22 protein-coding genes are annotated in these 23,341 nt (G+C 75.0%); 12 read left to right on the forward strand and 10 right to left on the reverse strand.

Translation table 11 applies throughout. The features are described 5' to 3' along the window. The first annotated feature begins 64 nt into the window (after window positions 1-64). Window positions 65-1,402, forward strand: coding sequence for a phosphoribosyltransferase family protein (locus ABD385_RS24430; protein WP_344579770.1), 1,338 nt, complete (start codon window positions 65-67; stop codon window positions 1,400-1,402). 132 nt (window positions 1,403-1,534) lie between these two features. Here the strand turns inward: ABD385_RS24430 and ABD385_RS24435 are convergent, their stop codons facing one another. Then, window positions 1,535-2,650 carry a baeRF3 domain-containing protein gene (locus ABD385_RS24435; protein WP_344579773.1) on the reverse strand — a complete coding sequence of 372 codons (1,116 nt, stop codon included), beginning with the start codon at window positions 2,648-2,650 and terminating at the stop codon, window positions 1,535-1,537. Between the two features lie 480 nt (window positions 2,651-3,130). Here ABD385_RS24435 and ABD385_RS24440 point away from each other — a divergent pair, with 480 nt between their 5' ends. Further along, window positions 3,131-3,565 carry a CBS domain-containing protein gene (locus ABD385_RS24440; protein WP_344579775.1) on the forward strand — a complete coding sequence of 145 codons (435 nt, stop codon included), beginning with the start codon at window positions 3,131-3,133 and terminating at the stop codon, window positions 3,563-3,565. A gap of 114 nt (window positions 3,566-3,679) precedes the next feature. On the opposite strand, the gene ABD385_RS24445 is transcribed toward ABD385_RS24440, so the two are convergent. The 3 genes from ABD385_RS24445 to ABD385_RS24455 all read right to left on the reverse strand — a co-directional run bounded on the left by ABD385_RS24445 (window position 3,680) and on the right by ABD385_RS24455 (window position 6,268). After that, complete coding sequence (locus tag ABD385_RS24445; protein ID WP_344579777.1) at window positions 3,680-4,900, reverse strand: 4-hydroxybenzoate 3-monooxygenase; 1,221 nt, start codon at window positions 4,898-4,900, stop codon at window positions 3,680-3,682. A 240-nt stretch (window positions 4,901-5,140) separates the two neighbouring features. Then, complete coding sequence (locus tag ABD385_RS24450; protein ID WP_344579780.1) at window positions 5,141-5,338, reverse strand: CsbD family protein; 198 nt, start codon at window positions 5,336-5,338, stop codon at window positions 5,141-5,143. Window positions 5,339-5,455: 117 nt separating this feature from the next. Then, a complete protein-coding gene (locus ABD385_RS24455) occupies window positions 5,456-6,268 on the reverse strand; it encodes a 3-hydroxybutyrate dehydrogenase (protein ID WP_344579783.1) in 813 nt (270 codons plus the stop codon). A gap of 166 nt (window positions 6,269-6,434) precedes the next feature. Here ABD385_RS24455 and ABD385_RS24460 point away from each other — a divergent pair, with 166 nt between their 5' ends. After that, on the forward strand, window positions 6,435-6,953 hold the full coding sequence (locus tag ABD385_RS24460) for a hypothetical protein (RefSeq protein ID WP_344579786.1): 519 nt from the start codon (window positions 6,435-6,437) through the stop codon (window positions 6,951-6,953). Between the two features lie 12 nt (window positions 6,954-6,965). Here the strand turns inward: ABD385_RS24460 and ABD385_RS24465 are convergent, their stop codons facing one another. From ABD385_RS24465 to ABD385_RS24475, 3 genes are all read right to left on the reverse strand, one after another. Beyond that, the gene (locus tag ABD385_RS24465; protein WP_344579789.1) at window positions 6,966-7,463 is read right to left on the reverse strand and encodes an NUDIX hydrolase; all 498 of its coding nucleotides are present in this window, start codon (window positions 7,461-7,463) and stop codon (window positions 6,966-6,968) included. A gap of 92 nt (window positions 7,464-7,555) precedes the next feature. Beyond that, window positions 7,556-8,170 (reverse strand): hypothetical protein, encoded by a 615-nt coding sequence (locus tag ABD385_RS24470; RefSeq protein ID WP_344579793.1) that lies wholly within the window; start codon window positions 8,168-8,170, stop codon window positions 7,556-7,558. Between the two features lie 70 nt (window positions 8,171-8,240). Then, window positions 8,241-9,038 (reverse strand): glutamate racemase, encoded by a 798-nt coding sequence (locus tag ABD385_RS24475; RefSeq protein ID WP_344579795.1) that lies wholly within the window; start codon window positions 9,036-9,038, stop codon window positions 8,241-8,243. 135 nt (window positions 9,039-9,173) lie between these two features. Between ABD385_RS24475 and ABD385_RS24480 the strand changes: the two genes are divergently transcribed. Beyond that, complete coding sequence (locus tag ABD385_RS24480) at window positions 9,174-10,322, forward strand: glycosyltransferase (RefSeq protein ID WP_344579851.1); 1,149 nt, start codon at window positions 9,174-9,176, stop codon at window positions 10,320-10,322. 4 nt (window positions 10,323-10,326) lie between these two features. On the opposite strand, the gene ABD385_RS24485 is transcribed toward ABD385_RS24480, so the two are convergent. Further along, entirely contained in the window at window positions 10,327-11,697 is a 1,371-nt protein-coding gene (locus tag ABD385_RS24485) for a TerD family protein (protein ID WP_344579797.1), read from the reverse strand. A gap of 264 nt (window positions 11,698-11,961) precedes the next feature. On the opposite strand from ABD385_RS24485, the gene ABD385_RS24490 reads away from it, so the two are divergent. The 6 genes from ABD385_RS24490 to ABD385_RS24515 all read left to right on the forward strand — a co-directional run bounded on the left by ABD385_RS24490 (window position 11,962) and on the right by ABD385_RS24515 (window position 18,093). After that, the gene (locus ABD385_RS24490; protein WP_344579799.1) at window positions 11,962-12,408 is read left to right on the forward strand and encodes a DUF6643 family protein; all 447 of its coding nucleotides are present in this window, start codon (window positions 11,962-11,964) and stop codon (window positions 12,406-12,408) included. A 47-nt stretch (window positions 12,409-12,455) separates the two neighbouring features. Beyond that, a complete protein-coding gene (locus ABD385_RS24495; RefSeq protein WP_344579801.1) occupies window positions 12,456-13,280 on the forward strand; it encodes an MOSC domain-containing protein in 825 nt (274 codons plus the stop codon). 117 nt (window positions 13,281-13,397) lie between these two features. Further along, entirely contained in the window at window positions 13,398-14,288 is an 891-nt protein-coding gene (locus ABD385_RS24500; protein WP_344579802.1) for an MEDS domain-containing protein, read from the forward strand. Next, the gene (locus ABD385_RS24505; protein ID WP_020931230.1) at window positions 14,282-14,740 is read left to right on the forward strand and encodes an ATP-binding protein; all 459 of its coding nucleotides are present in this window, start codon (window positions 14,282-14,284) and stop codon (window positions 14,738-14,740) included. Before ABD385_RS24500 ends, ABD385_RS24505 begins: the two co-directional genes overlap by 7 nt. A 159-nt stretch (window positions 14,741-14,899) precedes the next feature. Beyond that, a complete protein-coding gene (locus tag ABD385_RS24510; RefSeq protein WP_344579804.1) occupies window positions 14,900-15,502 on the forward strand; it encodes an Rv1733c family protein in 603 nt (200 codons plus the stop codon). Between the two features lie 167 nt (window positions 15,503-15,669). Further along, window positions 15,670-18,093: a right-handed parallel beta-helix repeat-containing protein gene (locus ABD385_RS24515; protein ID WP_344579806.1), complete on the forward strand. Its 2,424-nt coding sequence runs from the start codon at window positions 15,670-15,672 to the stop codon at window positions 18,091-18,093. Here the strand turns inward: ABD385_RS24515 and ABD385_RS24520 are convergent. Next, window positions 18,063-20,471, reverse strand: coding sequence for a hypothetical protein (locus ABD385_RS24520; RefSeq protein WP_425585462.1), 2,409 nt, complete (start codon window positions 20,469-20,471; stop codon window positions 18,063-18,065). The two genes, ABD385_RS24515 and ABD385_RS24520, sit on opposite strands and share 31 nt — an antisense overlap. Window positions 20,472-20,779: 308 nt before the next feature. Here ABD385_RS24520 and ABD385_RS24525 point away from each other — a divergent pair, with 308 nt between their 5' ends. Next, window positions 20,780-21,628: a DeoR/GlpR family DNA-binding transcription regulator gene (locus ABD385_RS24525; protein WP_344579807.1), complete on the forward strand. Its 849-nt coding sequence runs from the start codon at window positions 20,780-20,782 to the stop codon at window positions 21,626-21,628. 61 nt (window positions 21,629-21,689) lie between these two features. Then, the gene (locus tag ABD385_RS24530; protein ID WP_344579810.1) at window positions 21,690-22,163 is read left to right on the forward strand and encodes an SRPBCC family protein; all 474 of its coding nucleotides are present in this window, start codon (window positions 21,690-21,692) and stop codon (window positions 22,161-22,163) included. Window positions 22,164-22,182: 19 nt separating this feature from the next. Here the strand turns inward: ABD385_RS24530 and ABD385_RS24535 are convergent, their stop codons facing one another. Further along, window positions 22,183-23,280: a PLP-dependent cysteine synthase family protein gene (locus tag ABD385_RS24535; RefSeq protein WP_344579855.1), complete on the reverse strand. Its 1,098-nt coding sequence runs from the start codon at window positions 23,278-23,280 to the stop codon at window positions 22,183-22,185. Window positions 23,281-23,341 lie beyond the last annotated feature (61 nt).

The following is a 23,341-nucleotide window of genomic DNA, read 5'->3' on the forward strand; positions in this document are numbered from 1 at the left end:
TGGGGTTATGCCGGTTCTAGGTGTGAACGTGGCTTCCGACTCCCCTGAGTAGGGGGTGCACACAGTGCTGTTCACCGACCGCGCGGACGCCGGACGGCAGCTGTCCGAGGCGTTGCGCCATCTGGCGAAGGACGATCCCGTCGTGCTGGGGCTGCCCCGCGGCGGGGTGCCGGTGGCGTACCAGGTGGCCCAGGCCCTCGACGCCCCCCTCGACGTGATCGTGGTCCGCAAGCTCGGCGTCCCGTACCAACCGGAGCTGGGGTTCGGCGCGATCGGCGAGGGCGGCGTGCGGGTCCTCAGCGAGGACATCATCCGCCGGGGCCGGGTCGGTCCGGCGGACGTCGACGCGGTGCAGCGCACCGAGGAGGCGGAACTCGCCCGGCAGGCGGGGCGGTTCCGGGCCGGCCGGCGACGGCTGCCGCTCGACGGCCGCACCGCGATCGTCATCGACGACGGCATCGCGACCGGGGCGACCGCGGCCGCCGCCTGCCGGGTGGTCCGCGCCCAGGGCGCCGCCCGGGTCGTGCTGGCGGTGCCGGTGGCCCCGCCGGACGCGGCCGCGCGCCTGCGCACCGCGGCCGACGAGTTCGTCTGCCTGTCGACCCCGTACGCGTTCTCCGCGGTGGGCGAGTGGTACCGCGACTTCTCCCAGACGTCGGACGACGAGGTGATCTCGCTGCTGTCCCAGGCGGCGGGCGGCACCGCCGAACGGGCCGGTGCGACCGCGGCCGGCACCCGGGCGTCGCGCGCCGCGCGCGACACGGGCGGCACCGAGGAGGTGCGGATCGAGGCCGGTCCGGTCCGGTTGACCGGCGACCTCACCCGGACCGCCGCCGGCGCTCCGGTCGTGATGTTCGCGCACGGCTCCGGCAGCAGCCGGCGCAGCCCGCGCAACCGCGCGGTGGCCGCGACCCTGCACCGCGCCGGCCTGGGCACCCTGCTCTTCGACCTGCTCACCCCGGCCGAGGAGGCCGACCGGGCCAAGGTCTTCGACATCGACACCCTGGCCCGCCGCCTGGCCGAGGCCACCCGCTGGCTCCGCGCCCGGGAGGCCGTCCCGATCGGCTACTTCGGCGCCAGCACCGGCGCCGCGGCCGCCCTCAGGGCCGCCGCCTACCCCGACGCGGACATCGGCGCCGTGGTCTCCCGCGGCGGTCGACCCGACCTCGCGGGCCACTCGCTGCTCGCCGCCGTGCAGGCCCCGACGCTGCTGATCGTGGGCAGCGCCGACACCCTCGTCCTCGGCCTCAACCGCCAGGCCCAGTCGGCACTGACCTGCGAGAACCGCCTCGAAATCGTCCCCGGTGCCACCCATCTCTTCGAGGAGCGGGGGGCCTTGGACACGGTGTCCGCCCTCGCCCGCGACTGGTTCACCCGCCACTTCCACCTGCTGCCGGCGTGACGCCGTGACACCGGGAGCCCGCTGACCGGCACCGCAACGCCCGGCCGAGCCGCTACGACCGCACGAGGCTACGACCACGCGAGGACGGTGGCCGACGGACCGCGTCGGCCACCGTCCTCGCGCCACCCGGGGCTAGTAGCGCAACGCCCCCGCGATCCCGCCCACCTCGGCGAGCACGCCGTCCGGTACGAACCGCACCTCGGCGCCGGTGTCCAGGGACCGCTCCACGATCGAGTCCACGATGTCGTCGACGGCGTCCCGCGCCCGGGGGTCGGTGGGCACCACGTGGCCGCCGGTCTCCCGTACGGTCTCCCGGTAGTTCTCCTCCACGGCCAGCAGCGCGACCCGGCCGCTCTCGGCGCTCTGCCGGATCTCGTCCAATCCGGCCGCGAAGGTCCGCCGCCCGCGGGCCCGGTCCAGTTGCGCCAGCACGTCGGCGACTTCGGCCTCCGCGCGCTTCTCCGCGTACGGGCGGACGGCCTGCCAGAGGGACTCGGGCGGGCCGGCGGCCAACCCGGCCTGCGGCACCTGCGTCACCGCGATCTTCAGGCCGGTGCCGCCCCGCATGACCGTCCCCGCGTCGTCGAAGAGGGAGAGCGCGGGCGCCTCGCCGACCACGTACAGCGGCCGGGGGTCGGCCTTGAGGACGCTCGCCAGCGCGGTGTCCGCCTCCCGCAGGAACTTGCGGGTGTGCTCGTTGCGGAAGGTGCTGGGCACGTCCCCCACCTGCAACTGGTCCTCGGGGTCGGGGTCGACCAGGCTGCGGGTCAGGGGGAAGCCACCGCGCCGCACCTCGGTGAGGCGGTCCACCGCACCGCTCCACAGGGTGACGTGGTCGGCGGAGAGCGCCAGCACCCAGAAGGGGTGTTCGGCGGCGTGCGCGGCGACGAGGTTGCGGGTCAGGAAGGTGTCCGAGAGCACCACCCGGGCCGGCACCGTGCAGCCCAGCGACCACACCTGGTGCTCCCCCGGCGCGGCGAAGAGGACCATGCCGTCCTCGGCGTGCGCCAGGTCGACCTCCGCCGCCGCCTTGTCCAACTGCTCGATGACGTCGATCCGTCGCTCCCTGGAGACGTTCGGATCGGCCTGGAGCCGCTCCTTCGCCTCGGCGATCATGTTCCGCAGCAGGACCGGGTCCTGTGCGTTGTCCGGCTCACGACGGTGCGTGGGCATCAGCACCGACACGGCCGGATAGGGCCGCTGCCGGCGAAGCTTGGCGAGGTCGGCAGAGCTGAGCGCAGCATGCATCGGAACCCTTCTTTCGACGAGCGGATTCACGGGGCTTGCGGTGGGCGGACCGGCTGGCACGACCTCGAAGAACGGGTCCGGAACGGGCTCCCGGATCCGCGCCCCGGCCACCCCCGACGCCTTACCACACTATGAACGATATGCCCGATTCCCCGGTCGGGCAGCAGGTGCCGCGGCACCGCACCCGGGCCCGCGCGGCCGGGGATTCCGGCCCGGTCGGCGGCGCTGCGGCCCCGGAAGCGACCTTGCGCCATCCGTGGTGTCATCGAAGGGAAGACGCCGTGCGAACGGCGCGGACGCCGTGCGAGAGGCGCGGTCGTCGCACCGCACGAGCCCGCACCAGGACGCCGGAACGACGCGGCGGAGCACACCGGACGGGCCGGCGGGCGCCACGCGGCCGAGCGCGCCGCGCGGACCACCACAGTCGAGAACCAGTCGAGAACCACCATCGCCGAGAACGCTGTGACAGCGGGAGGAACCATGGCCGGCAAGCTGCGAGCCCGGGACATCATGACCGGCGGCGTGCAATGCGTCGGTGCGCACCAGTCGTTGAAGGACGCGGCGCAGATGATGCGCGACCTGAGGGTCGGCGCCCTGCCGATCTGCGGTGACAACAACAGGCTGACGGGGATGATCACCGACCGGGACATCGTCATCCGGTGCTGCGCCGAGGGCATCGACCCGTCGACGGTGCAGGCCGGTTCGTTGCAGAGCAAGATCCACTGGATCGACGCCGAGGCGGACGCCGGCGAGGTCCTGCGCACCATGGAACAGCACCGGATCAAGCGCCTCCCGGTGATCGACGTCAAGGGCGGCCACCAACTGGTGGGCATGATCACCGAGGCCAACCTCGCCAAGACCCTGACCGAGGCCCAGGTCGCCGAATTCGCCACCCGCGTCTACGCGACGGCCTGACCCCACCGCCCCGACTCCCGGCGGCCGGGCCCGCGACCCGTTCCCGCACCCGGCCGCCGCGGACCCCACCACCGAACCCACGACCGAGCCCGCCACCGACCCCGCCACCGCCCCCTACAGGTCCGCCTCCTCGCCGAGGTACAGCCCGGCGAACGCCTTGGCCGCGGCCTCCGAACCGAGCAGCCGCCGCAGCCGGGCCGCGGCCGTCCCGGCCCGGAACCGGTCGCCGGACGACGCGCCGTGCAACACCTCCGAGAGCCACTGGGAGAACTCCAGGTACTGCCAGACCCGGCGCAGCGCGGCCGCCGAATACCCGGCCAGCGGACGGTCGTCGCCCTTGTAGTGGGCGATCAGCGCCGCGCCGAGCAGCAGCGCGTCGTTGATCGCGAGGTTCATGCCCTTCGCCGCGACCGGCGCGAGCAGGTGCGCCGCGTCGCCGGCCAGGTGCAACCGGCCGTACGCCATCGGCTCCACCACGTAGTTGTGCATCGCCAGCACGGTCTTCTCGCTCAACGGGCCCTCGCGCAGCGGCCGGGCGCCGTCCGCGGCGAGCCGGACGCGCAGTTCCCGCCACACCCGCTCGTCGGGCCAGTCCGCCGCCGCGTCCGCAGCCGGGACCTCCAGGTAGTACCGGGTGACGTGGGCGCTGCGCGCCATGTGCGCGCCGAATCCGCGCGGGTGGATGCCGAAGACCACTCCGTCCGCGGACGGCGGCGCCTCGGCCAGCACCGCGAGCCAGGCGACCCCGTGGTCGTGACGGGTCATCCGCACCTGCCCGTCGGGGATCGCGGCGCGGCTGACCCCACGCGCCCCGTCCGCGCCCACGACGTGGTCGCAGGTGATCCGGTGCCGCTCGCCGGTGTGCGGGTCACGGTAGGAGACCGCGGCCCGCGGCCCGTCGAGGTCGTGCAGCCGCACGTCCTGCACCTCGAAGCGCACCGCGCCGCCCGCCCGGTCCGCGTACGCGGCGAGGAGGTCGCCGACCAACAGCGGCTGCGGGTAGACGAAGTGCCGCCGGCCCGACAGCCGCGCGGTCCGTACCGCGTGCCGGGCGCCGTCGACGCGGAACTCGAACTCCCCTTGCGTCTCCGCCCGTTCCAACAACCGCTCGGCCAGTCCGTGCCGGCCGAGCGCCCGCACCGCCCACTCCTCGACGAACCCGGCCCGCGGCCGCCGCTCGACGAACTCCCGGCTCTCCGCCTCCAGTACGAGGCAGTCGACGCCGGCGGCCCGCAGCACGTTGGCCACGGTGAGCCCGGCGGGCCCGGCCCCGATGACGACGACGTCGGCACGGTCGGTGGGCGGGGCGGCGGACGAGGGGGAGGGCGAGGACACGGCGGGCGGTTCCCTTCGGGCCGGGCACAGGATCGCTCGCAGTATGGCGGTTGGCCGAAATCCTGCGCCCGGCGCCCCTGTTGGGGCTCCCACCAGCAGCCCGCGCAATCCCGCACCCCTCCGGCCATTTCCGTACGTAACCCCGCCCGACCGTGCCGGAACACCGGCCGAAGACGGCCGCGGGCCCCTGTGGTGCGCATCCACAGGGGCCCGCGGCCGGCGCCGTCGCGCCACGTCGGCTCAGGAGGCGTCGTCGCGGTCCTTGAGCGAGTCCTGCACGCCCCGGGCCTTCTCCTTGGCGCTGTGCACGGCGCCCTTGGTCTTGCCCTTGGCCTGGTCGGTGCGGCCCTCGGCGGCCATCCGCTCGTTGCCGGTGGCCTTGCCGGTCATCTCCTTGGCCTTGCCCTTCATCTTGTCCATCGAGCCCTTGTCGGCCATGGCGAACTCCTTCGTTCGGTGGGGAGGGTGCGGAGCCCCGACGGGCGCGGGGCTCCGCCACCACGCTGCCGCAGCACGCCACGGGCCGCATCCGCAAAGCCCGGGCCGCCGCACCGCTCAGTGCGCGGTCCAGCCCCCGTCCAGCGCCAGCGACGCCCCGGTCATGTACGACGCCTGCGGGGTGCACAGGAACGCCACCGCCTCGGCGACCTCCTCGGGCTCGATCAGCCGTTTGAGCGCCGAGTCGACCAGCAGGACCTCGGTCAGCACCCGTTCCTCGGGGATGCCGTGCGCCGCGGCCTGATCGGCGATCTGCCGCTCCACCAGGGGCGTGCGGACGTATCCGGGATTGACGCAGTTGCTGGTCACGCCGTGCGCGGCCCCCTCCAGCGCGGCCGTCTTCGACAGCCCCTCCAGACCGTGTTTGGCGGCGACGTACGCGGACTTGAACGGCGAGGCCCGCAGGCCGTGCACGGACGAGACGTTCACGATCCGGCCCCAGCCCTGCCGGTACATGTGCGGCAACGCCCCGCGCAGCAGCCGGAAGGGCGCCTCCAGCATCACGGTCAGCACCTCGTGGAACACCTCCGGCGGAAAGTCCTCGATGGGCCGGACGAGTTGGATGCCGGCGTTGTTGACCAGCACGTCGCTGCCGGCCGCGACCCGCTCCGCGGCGTCCAGGTCGGTGAGGTCCAGCGGGAGCGGCTCGACGGTGCCCGGGGTGCCGGCCGGCAGCCCGTCCGCCAGTGCGGTGAGCCCGGCGGCGTCCCGGTCCACCGCCCGCACGGTGGCGCCGGCCGCCGCCAGCCGGCGGGCGCAGGCCCGTCCGATGCCGCTGGCGGCGCCGGTGACCAGGGCGGTCCGGCCGTGCAGGGCGAGGGACACCGGGCCCGGGGCATCCGGCGTGCCGGGATTGCTGATCGCGGTCATCTGCGCATGATCGCAGTGCGGCCGGCGCCGGAACAGTGCCGCGCAGGACGCCGCCCGGTCCGCCGCACGTCACCCGAACGGCCGCCCCGGATCGCCCCGCCGCACCCGGCCTCCTAGCGTCGAACGACGCGGAGCGCCGACGCCGCACCGCCACGAGGAGGCCGCCATGCACAGGCTGATCGCCGTGCCGACCGTGCTGCTCGCCCTGGCCGCCGCCGGCTGCGCGGGCGGGGACCACCCGGCAGACGCACCGGCCGCCTCGGCCCCGAACACCACCCCCGCCCCGCAGGACTCCCCCACCATCCCGGGCCAGCCGGTGAGCTGCGGCGAACTCTCCGACGTCCTGGGGCAGGCACACGGCGTGGCGCTGTTCGCGGACCCCGGCGCCGCCGGCACGGTGGGCTGCACGGAGGCGCGGACGGTGATGGCGGAGTTCTTCCGCAAGGCGCCGCCGCAGTCGAGCGGACCACCGCCGGCGCTGGCCGTGCGCGGCTGGTCCTGCCAGTACGACGGCGGGCCGACCGGCACCTGGGTCACCGAGTGCCGCCGGGGCGAACGCGCGATGCACACCGAGGACACCGGGCAGGGCGGCGGCCCCGGCGGTCCGCCGGACTCCTCACAGCTGCCCGGACTGCCCGACGACTCGTCGCTCCCGATGGAGGAGCCGTCGACGACGGAGCTGTGACCCCGGTCGTCGTCAGCCGGCCGCCTCGGGCTCCGGCTGCGCCGCGCCCTGGAACCACGTCGGGCCGGCCGCCTGGGCCTTCTCGATCCGGTGCAGCGCGTAGTCGTCCAGCGGCGGCAGGGCGTCCGGCGCGAACCAGCCGACCTCCAGCGACTCGTCGTCATTGACCCTCGCCTCGCCGCCCACCGCCCGACAACGCAGCGTCACGTCCATGAACTGGCACACGTCGCCGTTGGGGTAGCGGGTCGGCGGCATGGTCTCGACGAGGACCACACCCTCGGGGACGACGCGCACCGCGGTCTCCTCGTACACCTCTCGGACCGCGGTCTCGGCGGGCTGCTCACCGGGGTCGGGGATGCCGCCGATCACCGACCAGCCGCCGGTGTCGGCCCGCTTGCCCAGCAGCACCCGGCCCGCGTCGTCGAACACCACCGCGCTCACCCCCGGCAGCCACAGCAGCTTCGTGCCGATGTCGGTCCGGAGGTCACGGATGAAGTCGGGGATCGCCATGCACCGACCCTACGGGACCGGTGGGAGCGCCCCCGGCCGCGCGGACGACGCCACCGGACGCGCCGGGGCCCCGGGCGATGCCGGTCGCGGCGCTATGCCGTCGACGCCGGGCGGCGCAGCCGGAGCCGCTCGCGCACGCAGCGCACCGCGCCCTCGGCGTCGTCGACCGTGACGGTGAAGGTGCGCCCGTCGCCGAGCCGGAGCACCATCGCCTCGCCGCGCCGGACGACCACGGCCGTGCCCTGCTCGGGCCGCCAGCGGTAGCCCCAACCGCCCCAGTGGCGCGGGGTGACGCGGGGCGCGAAGTCGGCGCCGACGACGGTGTCCAGGGGGATCCGGCGGCGCGGCACTCCTATGTGGCCGCACCGCACCTCCAGGGCGTCGGCGTCGACCCGGACCGCGACGTGGACGAAGGCGAGGGTGCCGAAGATCACCAGCAGACCGGCCGCGACGCAGCCCACCACCGCCATCACCAGGGGCGCCAGGCCGGAGGTCCAGGTGCTGTTGACCGCGAGTTCGATGCCCAGTGCCAGGCAGGCGGCGCCCACACCGGCCAACAGCCACTGGACGCGGTTCGAGGCCCGGCCGTGCCAGACCTCGGGAATCTCCGCATGGGAGCCACCGGCCGGGCGGACACCGGCCGGGACGCCGCTCGTCGTGCCGTGCTCGTCGGGGGCTGCGGCCCCCTCGTGGGGGTGGTCCCTCATGAGACGCAGCGTACGCGCCTTCGCACCCAGGGGCAGGGCGCCGGAACGCGGCGGTGCGCCGGCCGTCGGGTCAGGCGGTGTACGGCGCGGCCGGGACGGCGCCGGCGAGCAGCCGGCCCTCCTCGTAGGCCAGGACCACCTCGGGCAGGGCACCCGGACGGCCACTGAGGAGCACGCCGAGGGTCCCGGTGGGAGCGGCCGCGGGGGCCGGCTCGGCACCGATGCGGCGCAGCGCCTGGGCGGCGACCGCCTCGGCGGAGCCGTGCAGCACCAGCGGCGGGTTGCCGGCCTGCTGGACGGCGGCGCGGATGCGCTCGGCGACCAGTTCGTAGTGGGTGCAGCCCAGGACGACGGCCCGGACCTCGCGCGGGGTGAGCTGCGCGGCGGCCGTCACCGCGGCCTCGATCGCGGCCTCGTCGGCCTGCTCGACCGCGTCGGCGAGGCCCGGGCAGGGCACGCCGGTGACCTCGACGCCCTGGGCGAACCGGGCGATGAGGTCCTGCTGGTACGGGCTGCCGGTGGTGGCCGGGGTGGCCCAGATGGCGACCGGACCGCCGCCGGCCGCGGCGGGCTTGATCGCCGGAACGGTGCCGATGACCGGGATGTCCGGTTCCAGTGCGGCGCGGAGCGCGGGCAGCGCGTGCACCGAGGCCGTGTTGCAGGCGACGATCAGCGCGTCCGGGCGGTGCGCGGCGGCGGCCCGGGCCACGGCCAGGGCGTGCGCGGTGACGTCGTCAGGGGTGCGCGGGCCCCACGGCAGGCCGTCGGGGTCGGTGGAGAGCACCAAGTCCGCGTCGGGCCGCAGGCGCCGTACGGCGGCGGCCGCCGGGAGCAGGCCGGTTCCGGAGTCCATCAGCGCGATCTTCACCCGGACACTTTACTCAACGGCCCGTCCCGTTTGTCATACCGGGCCGGGGCGACCGCCGGGCCGCGGGCCCCGGGAGGGCGTGTCGAGCGCCGGTCCGCGGCGGCCCCGGTGGGGCAGACTGCGGCCGTGGAAGCGATGGAGTGGATCGGCGCCGGGTCGCTGCTGGCCTGGCTGTGGCTGCTGCTGGGACAGGGCTTCTTCTGGCGGACCGACGTCCGGCTGCCGGACCGTCGCGACCCGGACCGCTGGCCGTCGGTGGCGGTGGTGGTGCCGGCGCGGGACGAGGCCGCGGTGCTGCCGGCGAGCCTGCCGACGCTGCTGGCGCAGAAGTACCCGGGCCGGGCGGAGGTCTTCCTGATCGACGACGGCAGCACCGACGGGACCGGCGCGCTCGCCCGTGAGCTGGCCGCCGCCGGGGGCGGGCTGCCGTTGACCGTCGCCTCACCCGGCGAGCCCGAGCCCGGCTGGACCGGGAAGCTGTGGGCGGTGCGGCACGGCATCGCGCTGGCGCGGGAGCGCACCGCACCGGAGTACCTGCTGCTGACCGACGCGGACATCGCCCACGCGCCGGACAGCCTGCGGGAGTTGGTCGCCGCGGCCCGCTCCGCGGGGCTGGACCTGGTGTCCCAGATGGCCCGGCTACGGGTGGCGACCTTCTGGGAGCGGCTGGTCGTGCCGGCCTTCGTGTACTTCTTCGGGCAGCTCTACCCGTTCCGGTGGATCAACCGGCCCGGCGCCCGGACCGCGGCGGCCGCCGGCGGCTGCGTGCTGCTGCGGAACCAGACCGCGGAGCGGGCCGGCGTGCCGGAGGCGATCCGGCACGCGGTGATCGACGACGTGTCGTTGGCGCGGGCGGTGCGGCGGGCCGGCGGAACCGTCTGGCTGGGGCTGGCGGACCGGGTGACCAGCGTGCGCCCCTATCCGCGGCTCGCGGAACTGTGGCGGATGGTCTCCCGCAGCGCCTACGCCCAGCTGCGGCACCACCCGCTGCTCCTGCTGGGCACCGTCCTGGGGCTGGCACTGGTCTATCTGGCGCCGCCGGCCGCCCTGTTGGCCGGGCTCGCGACCGGCACCCCGGTGGTGGCCGCGCTGGGCGGCGCGGCCTGGGCGGTGATGTGCGGGACGTACCTGCCGATGCTGCGGTACTACCGGCAGCCCCCCTGGGCGGCGCCGCTGCTCCCGTTCACCGCGCTGCTCTACCTCCTGATGACCGTGGACTCGGCGGTGCAGCATTACCGGGGGCGCGGCGCCGCGTGGAAGGGCCGCACCTACGGCGCGCCCTGAGCGGTCACTTGCTGGCCGGGGACCAGTTCAGGCCCCAGCCGTAGGCGTGGTCGACGGTCCGCTGGGGGCTGACGCCCGGCTCGGGGACCAGGTAGCGGGCCTCGCGCTGGACGACCAGCTCGCCGCCGGTGTTCGTGATCAGGGCCAGGGCGCAGACGGTGGCCGGCACGGTGCAGGCGTCGAGGGTGAACTCGACCGGGGCGCCGTGCTGCGGCTGGAGGGTGACGGTGGCGTCCAGGCCCTCGAAGCTGCGGGCGCCGGCGTAGATCGTCACGAAGATCAGGATGCGCCGGAAGCGGGCCTGGTGGTCGAGGTTGATGGTGAGGTTCTCGCCGGTGGCGACGGCGCCGGTGCGGTCGTCGCGGTCGAGCTGGATGTACGGCGGGGCGTGCAGGTCGCCGAATGCGTGGGCGAGCGGGTGCACCACCCCGGCCGCCCCGTCGCTGAGTTCGTACAGCGCGCACAGGTCGAGGTCGAGGTCGCCGGAGGACGGCAGCAGCGCGCCGCGGGCGCCCAGTGCCTCCATCGCCTTGCGACCGAACTTCTTGCCGAGGCGCTTGCCGGCACCGCCCGCGCTCCAGTTGAGGTTGACCCGCATCGCGCCGGACGTGCCCCCCTGCTTCGTCAACGAAACGGCCGGCGCCTCCTTCGTCAGGGTGACCTTCGTCAGGCGGACGGGACCGGGCGCGGGCGCCGGCGCACCGTGGCCCAGCGGGGGCGGAATTGACGCCACCGGTTGACCGGTCGGCAACGGCGGGGCGGCGGACGGCACCGGCGGGGCCACCGGGGGCGCCACCGGCGGTGGCGGAACGGCGGCCGGGGCGGGCGCCGGCGCGGGCGCTACCGGGGGCGCGTCCGCCACGCTGATGCCGAAGTCCGTGGCCAGCCCCGCGAGCCCGGTGGCGTACCCCTGCCCCACCGCGCGGAACTTCCAGCCGCCCTGCCGGCGGTAGAGCTCGCCGAGCACGAAGGCGGTCTCGGTGGTGGCGTCCCGGCTCTCGAACCGGGCCAGTTCGGCGCCGTCGGAGGCGTCCAGCACCCGCACGCAGAGTCCGGGCACGCCGCCGAAGTCGCCGCCGTCGGCGGAGGCGGCCAGCACCACGGAGTCGACGGCCGACTCGACGGCGGCCAGGTCCACGTGCAGGACGTCGGTCACCGCCGCGCCGGCCGGCCGCTTGCCCTCGTGGCGCACCGCTCCGGAGGAGTGCTCCGGTTGGTTGTAGAAGACGAAGTCGGCGTCGCTGCGGACCCGCCCGGACACCAGCAGGAGCGCCGAGGCGTCCACGTCGGGCGTCCCGGGGCCGGACCGCCAGCCGAGTTCCACCCGGACCGCCGGCGCCGGCACCACAACGTTGCCGCCCTTGAGCATCGACATCGCCGCACCTTCCTGTCGTCCCCGTCGTCGTGGAGCGTCCGTGCCCCCGTCAGCGGTGGCTGCCTCCAACCTACTTGGCCCGGAACGCCCCGAACGCCCACCGTTCATCTGCGGGAAGCAGGGTCTTTACACGATCCCTACGGGCGATCGCGACCGATTTTCACAAGTTCGCTCACTTTGGTGACCCGGGGCCGCTCCGAACCCGTAAAACAACCCTCTTGTCAGGCTCCCCAATCGACACATCGTGGGCTTAACTTATGAGGCATGACCTCCCCCCGCTCCACTTACAGCGGCGGCTACTACGCATCGCCCTCCTTCCCGGACACCCCCATCTACGACAGCCTCGTCGCGGAGCGGGGCACCCCGCAGATCGCCCCGATCCGCGTGAACCCCTCCCCGTGGGAGACCGGTTCCTCGCTGCCGGCGCTGCCCTCGGCACTGCCGGCGCTGCCCCCGGCGCCCTCCGCGCCGGCGGCCGGCCACGGGTACCCGGGCGCCGCGGCGCAACCGGTCGCACCGTTGCAGCACGCCCCGGCGCCGTACATCCCGCAGCAGGCCGGGAACCGCGGCTACCCGCCCCCGCAGCAACACCAGCGCCCGGCTCCGGGCACGGGGTACGAGGCGATGCGTCCGGCCGCCCCGGTCGCACCGCGGCCCGCCTCGCCGTTCGACGACCCGGGATACGGCCGCCAGTACCCGCGCGGGTACTGAGCCGACCGATCGAGCAGTGGTGCGAAGCGGCTGGCAGGATGGGGGGCATGCCCACGCCACAGGTCCAGTCGCTGCACGTCTACCCGGTCAAGGCCCTCACGGGGTCAGGTCCCGGCGAAGCGGTGGTGGAACCGTGGGGGCTCGCCGGGGACCGACGGTGGCTGGTGGCCGATGCCGAGGGCCGGCAGATCACCCAACGCCAGCAGCCGCGGCTGGCGTTGGCCCGGGCCGAGGAGCTGCCCGGCGGCGGCCTGCGGCTGACCGCACCGGGCATGCCGGCGCTGGTGGTCGAGGTTCCCGAGCCGGTGGGCACGGTGGCGGTCGAGGTCTTCAGTGACGTGGTCGAGGCGGTGCCCGCGGGCCCGGAGGCGGCCGCGTGGTGGCACGGCTTCCTGGGCGTCGCGTGCCGACTGGTGCACATGGACGCCCCTGAGAAGCGCCGCCCGGTGGACCCGGAGTACGGCGAGCCGGGCGACACGGTCAGCTTCGCCGACGGCTTCCCCCTGCTGCTGACCACCACCGCCTCCCTCACCGCCCTCAACGCCCTCATCGCCGACGGCACCCGGGCCGCCGAGGGGCCCCTGCCCATGAACCGTTTCCGGCCCAATGTGGTGATCGAGGGCACCGCGCCCTGGGCGGAGGACCACTGGCGGCGGGTGCGGATCGGCGAGGTCGAGTTCCAGGTGGCCAAGCCCAGCGGTCGCTGCGTGGTGACCACCACCGACCAGCTCACCGCCGAGCGCGGCAAGGAGCCGCTGCGGACCCTCGCCCGCCACCGACGCTTCGGTGGCCAGCTCGTGTTCGGCCAGAATCTGATCCCGCGCGGAGCCGGCACGCTCCGCATCGGCGACCCGTTCGAGATACTCGACTGACGGTCCGCGCGCGACCGCCGCGGGCTCCGTTGCGGGCCGGTCGGCGGCTGCCTACAGTGAGCGCTCAGCGCCGCCGACGGGACGGGCCGCGGGGGGAGACAGAGAGCTGTTGTGCCGATGCCTGCCAGGGACGCGTTGAGCGATCGCCTCATCCCCGTCCAACACCTGCGCCCCGGGGACCATGCCTTCGTCAGCTACGGCGACGACGAGGTGCGCTGGGAGGCCGTCACCGCCTTCGTCCGGCTCGGGCTGGCCCGCGGCGAGCAGGTGCTGGTCCTGCCCTGTCCGGCCGTGCCGGAAGAAGAGGTGCTGGCCAGGATCGACTTCCCCGGCGGCAGCACCGCCCGGGCACGCGAACGCGGCCAGCTGCGGATCACCAGCATGCGGGAACTGATCGGACCGGACGCCGCGTTCACCGCCGACCGCCAGATGGCGCAGCTGCACGCGGCGGTCGACCGGGCGCGGGCCGAGGGGTACGGCGGCCTGCGGGCCTTCATCGACATGGGCTGGGTGGCCGCGCTCGGCGCCGACGTGGCCGCGGTGGCCCGCCGCGAGTCCGGCGCCCACGCACTGTTCGCCGGGCGGCCGTACACCGAGGTCTGCGCGTACGACCGCCGCCGGTTCGACCCGGCGGTGGTGGCCGCGATGCAGCAGGCCCACCCGCGCGCCGTACTGGAGCGGTTGGGCAGCCTGCGGACGGTGTCCGGGCCGCATGGGGCGGTCTCCTTCGTCGGCGAGGCGGACGCCGCCAACCGGGCCGGGTTCGTCAGGTCGCTGGAGATCGCGCTGGCCCGGACGGCGGCGGCCCGCCGGCTCACCGTGGACCTCACACGGCTGCACTTCCTTTCGGTGGGCTGCGCGGTAGGTCTGCTCACCCTGGTCCGGGGCGCCACGGGCCACGATCTGGTCGAGGTGTGCTGCGACCGCGGGCAGCACCGGACGTTGCGCCGGCTCGGCGCCGATGCGGTGCCGCGGCTGGCGGCGAGGGAGGTGGTACGGCCGTGCTGAACCCGGAACCGGCCGGACACGGTCAGGCGGAGGTACCGGCCGAGGAGCCCGGACGCCGGCTGCTGCAGCGGCGCTTCACCGCGCGGCTGCTGCCGCAGCTGCGGCTGCTGGTCGAGGAGTGCGCCGCCCGCGAGGGGCTGAACGAACCGCGGCGCGGGGAGTTCGTCCTGGCGGTGGACGAGATCGCGGGGAACGCCGTGGAGCACGCCGGCGGTTCCGGGCGCCTGGTGTTGCAACGGGTCGGCGACGAGTTGGAGTGCCGGATCAGCGACGCCGGCCCCGGCTTCAGCGAAGCGGTGATCCCGGAGCTGCTGCCGGGGCTGGACGGTGCGCCGAAGGGGCGGGGCCTGTGGCTGGCGCGGCTGGTGGCGGACCGGTTCGCGGTCGCCCCGGGCACCGGCACGGCGGACCGGCGGGGCGCGGTGGTGACGGTGGCGGTCCGGCTGTCCTGACCGCGCCGCCGGGCGTTCGGGACGCGGCCCCGCGGGCCTTCCCGCCTCCAGCAACGGGCGGCGCCGGCAAGGCCGTTGACAGGTCGGCCCGTGCGTTCCCGGCGGGGACGCACGGGCGTCCCGGTCGCGGTGTGCACGGACGACGACGGAGGGGGCACGATGCAGGCGGTCACGGGCATCTGGCGCTGGCGGCGCAACCCGCTGCGACGCGGGACGGATCGACTGGAAGCCTGGGTGGCGCTGGCCGCCGCCCTGCTGATCGCGGTCGGGGCGCCCGCCGCCGGCTGGTTCACCGGCCGGGCCGCGCACGGCGCACTGTCGGAGGCCGTACGGCTCCAGCAGCACCAGCGCCGCCTGGTGTGGGCGACCGCGGACGGGCCGGCGTCCGACGCCCCCGCCGATCCCGACCCCGAGACGGCCCCGCAGCGCGACGCGCACCTGCGGGTCCGCGCCCACTGGCCCGGACCGGACGGCCGCCCGCGGAGCGGGGAGGTGACCGCGCCGCGCCCGGCGGACCCCGGTGACCGGTTCCGGATCTGGGCCGACGAGCAGGGGCGGGCGGTGACCCGGCCGATGGACGAGGACACCGCGGCGGCGCACGCGGTGCTGGCCGGCGGGGGCGCCGCGGCGGCGGCCGGCGCGCTGGTCGAGGGCGGCCGGCGGCTGGTCGTACGGCGGCTGATGGCCCGTCGGTTCCGCCGTTGGGACGCGGCCTGGGCGCGCGCCGGGCAGGACTGGGGCCGGGCCGGCGCCGGGAGTTGAGGCATGGCTGATCAGGCGGTGGACCGTGTCAACTGGCGCCCTCCGAGCGCGCTACGGTGGTGCACCCAGCCTCTCGGCTGGTGCCCCGCAGACCTCAAAGCGGACATCCGCGGACGGATGGCGGCCGGGGCGACATCTGCCGTACGAAGTGGGGACACGACACCGCCATGGCACAGGGCTCGGTCCAGGTGACGCACTCCGGAACGTCGCGATGGCGGCGCCGCACCGGTGAGTACAGCTCGCTCGCCGCCGCCCTGGAAGCCGCCGGGGACGGCGACGTGCTGACCGTGCCGGCGGGGACGTACCGGGAGAACCTCGTGCTTCAGCGGGCGGTGACGCTGCGCGGTCCGGAGGGGGCGCGCGGGTCGGTGCGGATCGCGCCGGCCGACGGGGTGGCGCTGACGATACGGGCCTCGGCCACCGTCCACGACCTGCACCTGGAGGCGACCGACTCGGCGTCGCCGGCGCTGCTGGTGGAGGAAGGCGCCCCCGAACTGGCCGACATCCGGGTGGTGACCCGGTCCGCGGCGGGGATCGAGGTGCGCGGCGGGGCCCGGCCGACGGTGCGGCGCTGCACGGTCGACAACGCCGGCGGGGTCGGCATCAGCATCCTGGACGGGGCCGGCGGGCTCTTCGAGGAGTGCGAGGTGATGGCGGCCGGCCAGGCAGGGGTGGCGGTGCGCGGCGGCGCCCACCCGCGGCTGGAGAACTGCCGGATCCACCACTCCTCCGGCGCGGGGCTGTCGCTGACCGGCGACGGCACCGCGATCGAGGCGGTCGGCTGCGAGCTGTACGAGATCAAGGGCGCCGGCATCCAGGTCGCGGCCCGGGCCACCGGCCACCTCACCGACTGCACGGTGCACCGCACCACCGCCGACGGGGTCACGTTGGACACCGACGCGGTGCTGACCCTCGCCGACTGCGACATCCACGACGTCCCGGAGAACGCGGTGGACCTGCGGTCCCGGTCGGTGCTGACGCTGACCCGCAGCACCGTGCGGCACTTCGGCCGGAACGGCCTGTCCGTGTGGGACCCGGGCACCCGGGTGGACGCCAACCAGTGCGAGATCCACGACAGCACCGGCGACTACCCGGCGGTGTGGGTCAGCGACGGTGCGACCGCGGTGCTGGACTCGACGCGGGTGCATGACGTCCCCGACGCGCTGTTCGTCCTGGACCGGGGTTCCCGGGCGGACGTCGTGGACTGCGACCTCGCGCAGGTCCGCAACACCGCGGTGTCGGTGAGCGACGGCGCCACCGTCCAACTCGACGACTGCCGGATCCGGGAGGCCTCGACCGGAGCGTGGTTCCGCGACCACGGCAGCGGCGGCACGCTCGCCAACTGCACCATCGACGGGGCGCAGACCGGCGTCATCGTCACCAAGGGCGCGGACCCCAACATCGAGGGCTGCACGGTCAGTTCGCCCGCCGAGGCCGGCTTCTACGTCTCGGCGGAGGGCCGGGGCACCTTCCACAACTGCCGGGTCACCGGCAGCTCCGGCTTCGGCTTCCACGTGATCGACGGCTGCCGGACGACGCTGACCCGGTGCCGCACGGAGCGCTGTGCGCGCGGCGGTTACGAGTTCTCCGACGCGCACGGCACCGGCGCCGGCCCCACCGTCGAGGACTGCACCAGCGACGAGAGCCGCACCACGCAGGCGCCGACGTTGACCACGCCGACGGTGCAGCAGGCGACCCAGACGGCCGGGCTGCTGGGCAACGTCCCGGCGCCGCGCTCGGCCCCGGCCGCCCCCGCGCCGCCGGACGCGCCGGCGCCCGGCCGCCCCTCCGAGGAGGTGCTGGGCGAGCTGGACACCCTCGTGGGGTTGGACAGCGTCAAGCGGGAGGTGCGCACCCTGATCAACATGATCGAGGTGGGGCGCCGCCGGCAGGAGGCCGGCCTGAAGGCCGCCTCGGCCCGCCGGCACCTGGTGTTCACCGGCTCCCCCGGCACCGGCAAGACCACGGTGGCCCGGCTCTACGGCGAGATCCTGCACGCCCTGGGAGTACTGGAGCGCGGGCACCTGGTCGAGGTGTCGCGGGTGGACCTGGTGGGCGAGCACATCGGTTCGACGGCGATCCGCACCCAGGAGGCGTTCGACCGGGCGCGCGGCGGGGTGCTGTTCGTCGACGAGGCGTACGCCCTCTCCCCCGAGGACTCCGGGCGGGACTTCGGCAAGGAGGCCATCGACACCCTGGTGAAGCTGATGGAGGACCACCGGGACGCGGTGGTGGTGATCGTGGCCGGCTACACCGCGGAGATGGAACGGTTCCTGGCCGTCAACCCCGGCATCTCCTCGCGTTTCTCCCGCACCATCAGGTTCGGCGACTACGCCCCGGAGGAGCTGCTGAGGATCGTCGAGCAGCAGGGCGAGGAGCACGAGTACCGCCTCGCCGACGGCGCCGGCGAGGCGCTGCTCAAGTACTTCACCACGCTGCCCAAGGGCCCGGCGTTCGGCAACGGCCGGACCGCGCGGCAGACGTTCGAGGCGATGGTCGAGCGGCACGCGGGCCGGGTCGCCGCGCTCGCCGAGCCGAGCACCGACGACCTGACCCTCCTCTACGCCGAGGACCTGCCCGAACTCCCCTGAGCACCGGCCTCGTTGGTGCGGCGGCCCAAGATGCCCGACTCCAGCCGGGCGAGCAGGTCGGCGCGCACCCGGTCGAAGACCGGATCGGCCTGGTAGTCGCCGTGGCCCAGGATCTGGGCGGGCAGCGGGTTCTGCAGGGTGCGCCCGAAGGCCAGCGGGTCGCGCAGCGGTCCCTCGTCGACCGCCCGGCCGTCCTCGCTGGTGAGCCGGATGGGGCCGCCGATGGGGTCGGTGAAGCGCCACAGGTTGCGCCAGTCGTCCATCTCGCGGTGCAGGCCGGAGAGCGCGGGCGGGCCGAAGTAGGCGGGGAACCAACGGCCGTAGAGGCGTTCCAGCGGGCTGCCGTAGGTGAGCAGGGCGACCCGGCTGCGGGTGACCAGGTCCAGTTGCCAGACGGCGGCCGCGGCCAGCACGCTGCCCTGGGAGTGGCCGGAGATCACCAACCGGCCGTCGCACTGCTCGGTCCACGTGGCCATCCGCCAGGTCAGGTCGGGGACGGCGCGCTCGGCGTAACAGGGCGGCGCGAAGGGGTGCGCGGCGCGCGGCCAGAAGGTGCCGACGTCCCAGAGGATGCCGATGGTGCGGCGGGCGGAGTGGTCGCGGTAGGCGCGCCGACCCATGGTGAGCAGCAGGATCACCCCGGCGCCCATCAACCAGGAGCCGAGAGCTTCGGCGGTCTGGGCGGCGGCGTGCACGAAGGGCGCCGAGCCCTCGGCGGCGCGGCCGGGGGCCAGGTCGGTGAGCCAGGCGCCGGCCACCGCACCGGCGCCCAGGACGAGGGTGACGGCGGCGATGGCGGCCACCAGGACGGGGGCCGCGTCGGTGAGCCCGGCGCGGGCGATGGTGCCCGCGATGCGTTCGGTGCGCAGCACGTCGGGGCGCTCGCGCGGGTCGTAGAGGCCGGGAACGTCCTCGGCGACCTGCTTGCGGACGACCAGCACCCGGACCCCGGCCAGTGCGACGACGGCGGCGACCACGAGCAACAGGACGGGCAGGACCGACGCCTGCCAGGAGAGCAGCACCGGCGGCCCGGGGATCGGCGCGTGGCGCTGGCCGGGCGTGGCCGGGCCGTCGATCCAGTCCGCGAACCGCTGGGCCACGCCCCCGGACAGCACCCCGGCGACCGCGCAGGACAACAGCGCCACGGCCGGGCCGCCCATGCCGCGCAGTGCGGTGCGGGCCTCGTCGTGGGAGGCGCGCTGGAGGAACCAGGCCGTCACCGCGAGGGCCAGCACCAGCGCGCCCTGGCAGACGGCGATCCCGCCGAACGCCGCCACCCCGGGCAGCGGGCCGGCACTGTGGACCGCCGGTCGTGCCCAGGCCGCGTAGCCGGCGGTGAGCGCGAACGCGGCCAGCGCGGCGTACGGCAGCGCCCGCACCGCGAGCCGGTCGGACTCCTCGTCGCGGGTCGCTTCGCTGCGGGCGGTGCGCCAGACGACGGTCAGGGTGACCGCGGCGAGCAGCAGCAGGAGCCCGCTCAGGGTCTGGCCGACGGCGGTGAGCGGGCCGGCGCCGGCCCGCCGGTCGGCCCGGAGGGCGGCCACGAGCAGGGCCGCGGAGACGGTCAGCACACCGGCCGTGGTGTGCGCGGCGCGCAGCCGGGCGACCAGCCGGCGGCCGTACCAGAAGCCGTCGAGGCCGAGCGCGGTGCGTTCGTGGGCGGGGGTGCCGCGGGCGGCGCCGGGGCGCCGCGGCGGCGGTGAGGCGGACTCGTAGGCGCTCCAGGTGCGGTGCGAGAGCCACCAGAGGAAGCCGATGACGGTCAGCGGCAGCACGCAGGCGAGCACCAGCCGGCGGCCCGGGGCGCTCCACCAGCCCCCGTCCGCGGGGTTGAGGAAGCCCAGCCAGGACTTGCCGGTGGCGCAGACCGGGGTGCCGGCGCACTGCCAGGCGCTGAGGTCGAGGGCGACCTCGCAGGCGGCCGCGGCCAGGAGGACGGTGAGGCTCAGGGCGAGCAGCCGCACCAGGAGGTCGTAGATCCGCTGGCCGCGGTGGTCGGGCGGGGCGGCCGGGCGCATCCAGTGCGCGAGGTTGGCGACCATGAAGGGCAGCAGGATCAGCCAGAGCGCGCGGGCGCCGTTGCCGGAGGTGAGGTTGGACCAGCAGTACGCCTCGCGGACGGGACGGGCCCGGAAGTCCTCGGGCCGCTGCTCGGCGTCCGCGTCGTCGGTGCGGCGGTAGCAGGCGGCGGTGTCGTCACCGGTGATCCGCTGGACGCGCGGGTCGCCGAGCATCTCCTGCGGCGTCGTGCCGCCCACGCCGTGGACGAGGAGTTCCAGGGCGAGCTGCGATTGCGGTGCGGTGGTGGGTGGCGGTTCGGTCTGCGGGCCCGGCTGCGCTGCGCGGGCGGGTGGTGGTGTGGTGGCCGCGGTCTCCACTGGCTCTCCCCCGATGTCAGTGCGGTGCGGTGCGGTGCGTGGTGTGGTGCGTGGTGCGTGGTGTGGTTCCGGGCGGGTGCGGTCGGTCGTGCGGTGCGCCCTCCTCGGAATTGTTCCCCTCTTCTGGGAGCCCGCGCACCCGGGTTGCGGTTCCCGGCGCGGCGGTTGTGGCCGGTGGCGGGCGGCGGCCCCGGACCGGGGTCGCCGTCGGACCCTCGTGCGAGGATGAGGGCACCAGAGATCGCAGGCGGCGCAGAGCCGGCGCAGGGACCCGGGGCGGTGCGCCGGGGCGGAAGGGACGGGCCGCGGTGGGCGACAACCAGAACCTCCTCGCGGAGCAGCGGCGGGCGCTGATCCTCGAAGAGGTCAGGCGGCGGGGCGGCGTGCGGGTCAACGAACTCACCCGCCGGCTGAACGTCTCCGACATGACGGTCCGTCGCGATCTGGACGCACTGGCCCGCCAAGGGATGATCGAGAAGGTGCACGGCGGCGCGCTCCCGGTGAGCGAGCCCAGCACCCACGAGCCGGGCTTCGAGGTGAAGTCGGGGCTGGAGCCGGGCGCCAAGGCCGAGATCGCCAAGGCCGCGGCCGAACTGGCGGTGCCCGGCAGCGCGATCGCCCTGGCCGGCGGCACGACGGCGTACGCGCTGGCGCAGCGGCTGCTGGAGGTGCCGGAGCTGACGGTGGTGACGAATTCGGTGCGGGTGGCCGACGTCTTCTACAACGCCCAGCGGGCCGCGGCCAGCGGCGGCGACGGGCGCCCGCCGGCCGAAGCGGCGACGGTGGTGCTGACGGGCGGGATGCGCACGCCCTCGGACACCCTGGTCGGCCCGGTGGCGGACGCCGCGATCCGCTCGCTCCACTTCGACCTGCTCTTCCTCGGGGTGCACGGCATATCGGTGGAGGCGGGGCTGTCCACCCCCAATCTCGCGGAGGCGGAGACCAACCGGCACTTCGTGCGGTCCGCGCGCCGGGTGGTGGTGGTCGCCGACCACACCAAGTGGGGCACGGTCGGCCTGAGTTCGTTCGCCGCGCTGGACGACGTGGACGTGCTGGTGACGGACGCCGGGCTGTCCGCCGCGGCGCGGGCGGAGTTCGCCGACCGGCCGACGGAGCTGGTGGTGGCGGGCGAGCCGGTGGCCGACGCGGACGACTGATTTCGCGTCGGCTAGGGTGTGCGGCGCTGGTCAGCCCCGTCCCCCAGGAGGTGCTCGTCCCATGTCCCGACGGCTCCGTCCCGTCGAGCTCGACTTCGTCGAATCGGCCCCGCTGCGGCTGGTGTTCACCGCCGAGACCGCCGCGCCGCCCGCGACCGTCTACGCCGCCCTGGCGGGCGACGTACCGGGCTGGGCCGACTGGTTCACCGGCGTGGCACGGGCGGCGCCGACCCGCGACGGCCAGGGCCGCGACGTGCTGCTGACCGGCGGCACGCACTTCGACGAGACGGTGTTGGCGAGCGACCCGGGCGCGCGCTACGCCTACCGGGTCGACAGCACCAACGCCCCCGTGCTGCGCGCCCTGTTGGAGGACTGGCGGCTGACGCCGGCCGGCACCGGGACCCGGCTGCGGTGGACGTTCGCGGCGGACGGACCGGCGGCGTTCCGCTGGCTGATGCCGATGGCCCGGCCGGCCCTGGCCCGCTCCTTCCGCGCTTCGGTACGGGCGCTGGACCGGCGGCTCACGGGCAGCTGACGCCCGGGCCGGACCGGGCTCAGGCGTCCCAGGAGCCGGTGGCCAGGAAGTGCTCGACGGTCCGGGCGTAGGGGGCGATGTCGAGCCCCTGCTCGGCCAGCCAGTCGTCGGAGTAGTACTTGTCGAGGTAGCGGTCGCCCGGGTCGCACAGCAGCGTCACCACGGACCCGGTCCGGCCCTCGGCGACCATCTCCGCGACGATCCTCAGGGCGCTCCACAGCCCGGTGCCGGTCGAGCCGCCCGCCTTGCGGCCGATCGCCCGCTCCAGTGCGCGGACCGTGGCGACGCTCGCCGCGTCCGGGACCTTCATCATCCGGTCGATCGCACCGGGCACGAAGCTCGGCTCCATGCGCGGCCGGCCGATGCCCTCGATGCGGGAGGCGGTGGCGCAGTCGGTCGCCGCGTCGCCGGTGAGCCAGCCGTCGAAGAAGCAGGAGTTCTCCGGGTCGGGGACGCAGATCCGGGTGTCGTACTGCATGTAGTGCACGTAGCGGGCGATGGTCGCGGAGGTGCCGCCGGTGCCGGCGGTGGCGACGATCCAGGTGGGCTCGGGGTAGCGCTCCAGCTGCAACTGCTGGTAGATCGACTCGGCGATGTTGTTGTTGCCGCGCCAGTCCGTGGCCCGCTCGGCGTAGGTGAACTGGTCCATGTAGTGCCCGCCGGATTCAGCGGCGAGCCGGGCGGACACCTCGTAGACCGTCCGCGGGTCCTGGACCAGGTGGCAGGTGCCGCCGTGGAACTCGATCAGTCGGGTCTTCTCCCGGCTGGTGGTGGCCGGCATCACCGCGATGAACGGGACGCCGATCAGCGAGGCGAAGTACGCCTCGGAGACGGCCGTGGAGCCGCTGGAGGACTCGATCACCGGTTTCCCGGGGCGGATCCAGCCGTTGCACAGCCCGTAGAGGAAGAGGGAGCGGGCCAGCCGGTGCTTGAGGCTGCCGGTGGGGTGCGTCGACTCGTCCTTGAGGTAGAGGTCGATGCCCCACTCCTCGGGCAGCGCGAAGCGCAGCAGGTGGGTGTCGGCGGTGCGGTTGGCGTCCGCCTGGACCTTGCGGACGGCCTCTTTGAGCCAGTCCCGGTAGTCCGGATCCGAGCGGTCCACGTCGACGGTCGGCAGGACCGACGGGTGCGGCGTGCGGGCGGCGTCCTGGGGTCCAGGGTGCCCGGTCCGGCTCTGC

Source organism: Streptomyces lunalinharesii (assembly GCF_039532155.1).
GTDB classification, from domain to species: Bacteria; Actinomycetota; Actinomycetes; order Streptomycetales; family Streptomycetaceae; genus Streptomyces; species Streptomyces lunalinharesii.

Excerpts from the sequence above, each read along its gene's own strand:
- ABD385_RS24435 (WP_344579773.1), bottom strand. The coding sequence starts at position 2,650 with ATGCATGCTGCGCTCAGCTCTGCCGACCTCGCCAAGCTTCGCCGGCAG.
- ABD385_RS24440 (WP_344579775.1), top strand. The coding sequence starts at position 3,131 with ATGGCCGGCAAGCTGCGAGCCCGGGACATCATGACCGGCGGCGTGCAA.
- ABD385_RS24450 (WP_344579780.1), bottom strand. The coding sequence starts at position 5,338 with ATGGCCGACAAGGGCTCGATGGACAAGATGAAGGGCAAGGCCAAGGAG.
- ABD385_RS24455 (WP_344579783.1), bottom strand. The coding sequence starts at position 6,268 with ATGACCGCGATCAGCAATCCCGGCACGCCGGATGCCCCGGGCCCGGTG.
- ABD385_RS24460 (WP_344579786.1), top strand. The coding sequence starts at position 6,435 with ATGCACAGGCTGATCGCCGTGCCGACCGTGCTGCTCGCCCTGGCCGCC.
- ABD385_RS24465 (WP_344579789.1), bottom strand. The coding sequence starts at position 7,463 with ATGGCGATCCCCGACTTCATCCGTGACCTCCGGACCGACATCGGCACG.
- ABD385_RS24470 (WP_344579793.1), bottom strand. The coding sequence starts at position 8,170 with ATGAGGGACCACCCCCACGAGGGGGCCGCAGCCCCCGACGAGCACGGC.
- ABD385_RS24480 (WP_344579851.1), top strand. The coding sequence starts at position 9,174 with ATGGAGTGGATCGGCGCCGGGTCGCTGCTGGCCTGGCTGTGGCTGCTG.
- ABD385_RS24485 (WP_344579797.1), bottom strand. The coding sequence starts at position 11,697 with ATGTCGATGCTCAAGGGCGGCAACGTTGTGGTGCCGGCGCCGGCGGTC.
- ABD385_RS24490 (WP_344579799.1), top strand. The coding sequence starts at position 11,962 with ATGACCTCCCCCCGCTCCACTTACAGCGGCGGCTACTACGCATCGCCC.
- ABD385_RS24495 (WP_344579801.1), top strand. The coding sequence starts at position 12,456 with ATGCCCACGCCACAGGTCCAGTCGCTGCACGTCTACCCGGTCAAGGCC.
- ABD385_RS24500 (WP_344579802.1), top strand. The coding sequence starts at position 13,398 with ATGCCTGCCAGGGACGCGTTGAGCGATCGCCTCATCCCCGTCCAACAC.
- ABD385_RS24510 (WP_344579804.1), top strand. The coding sequence starts at position 14,900 with ATGCAGGCGGTCACGGGCATCTGGCGCTGGCGGCGCAACCCGCTGCGA.
- ABD385_RS24515 (WP_344579806.1), top strand. The coding sequence starts at position 15,670 with ATGGCACAGGGCTCGGTCCAGGTGACGCACTCCGGAACGTCGCGATGG.
- ABD385_RS24530 (WP_344579810.1), top strand. The coding sequence starts at position 21,690 with ATGTCCCGACGGCTCCGTCCCGTCGAGCTCGACTTCGTCGAATCGGCC.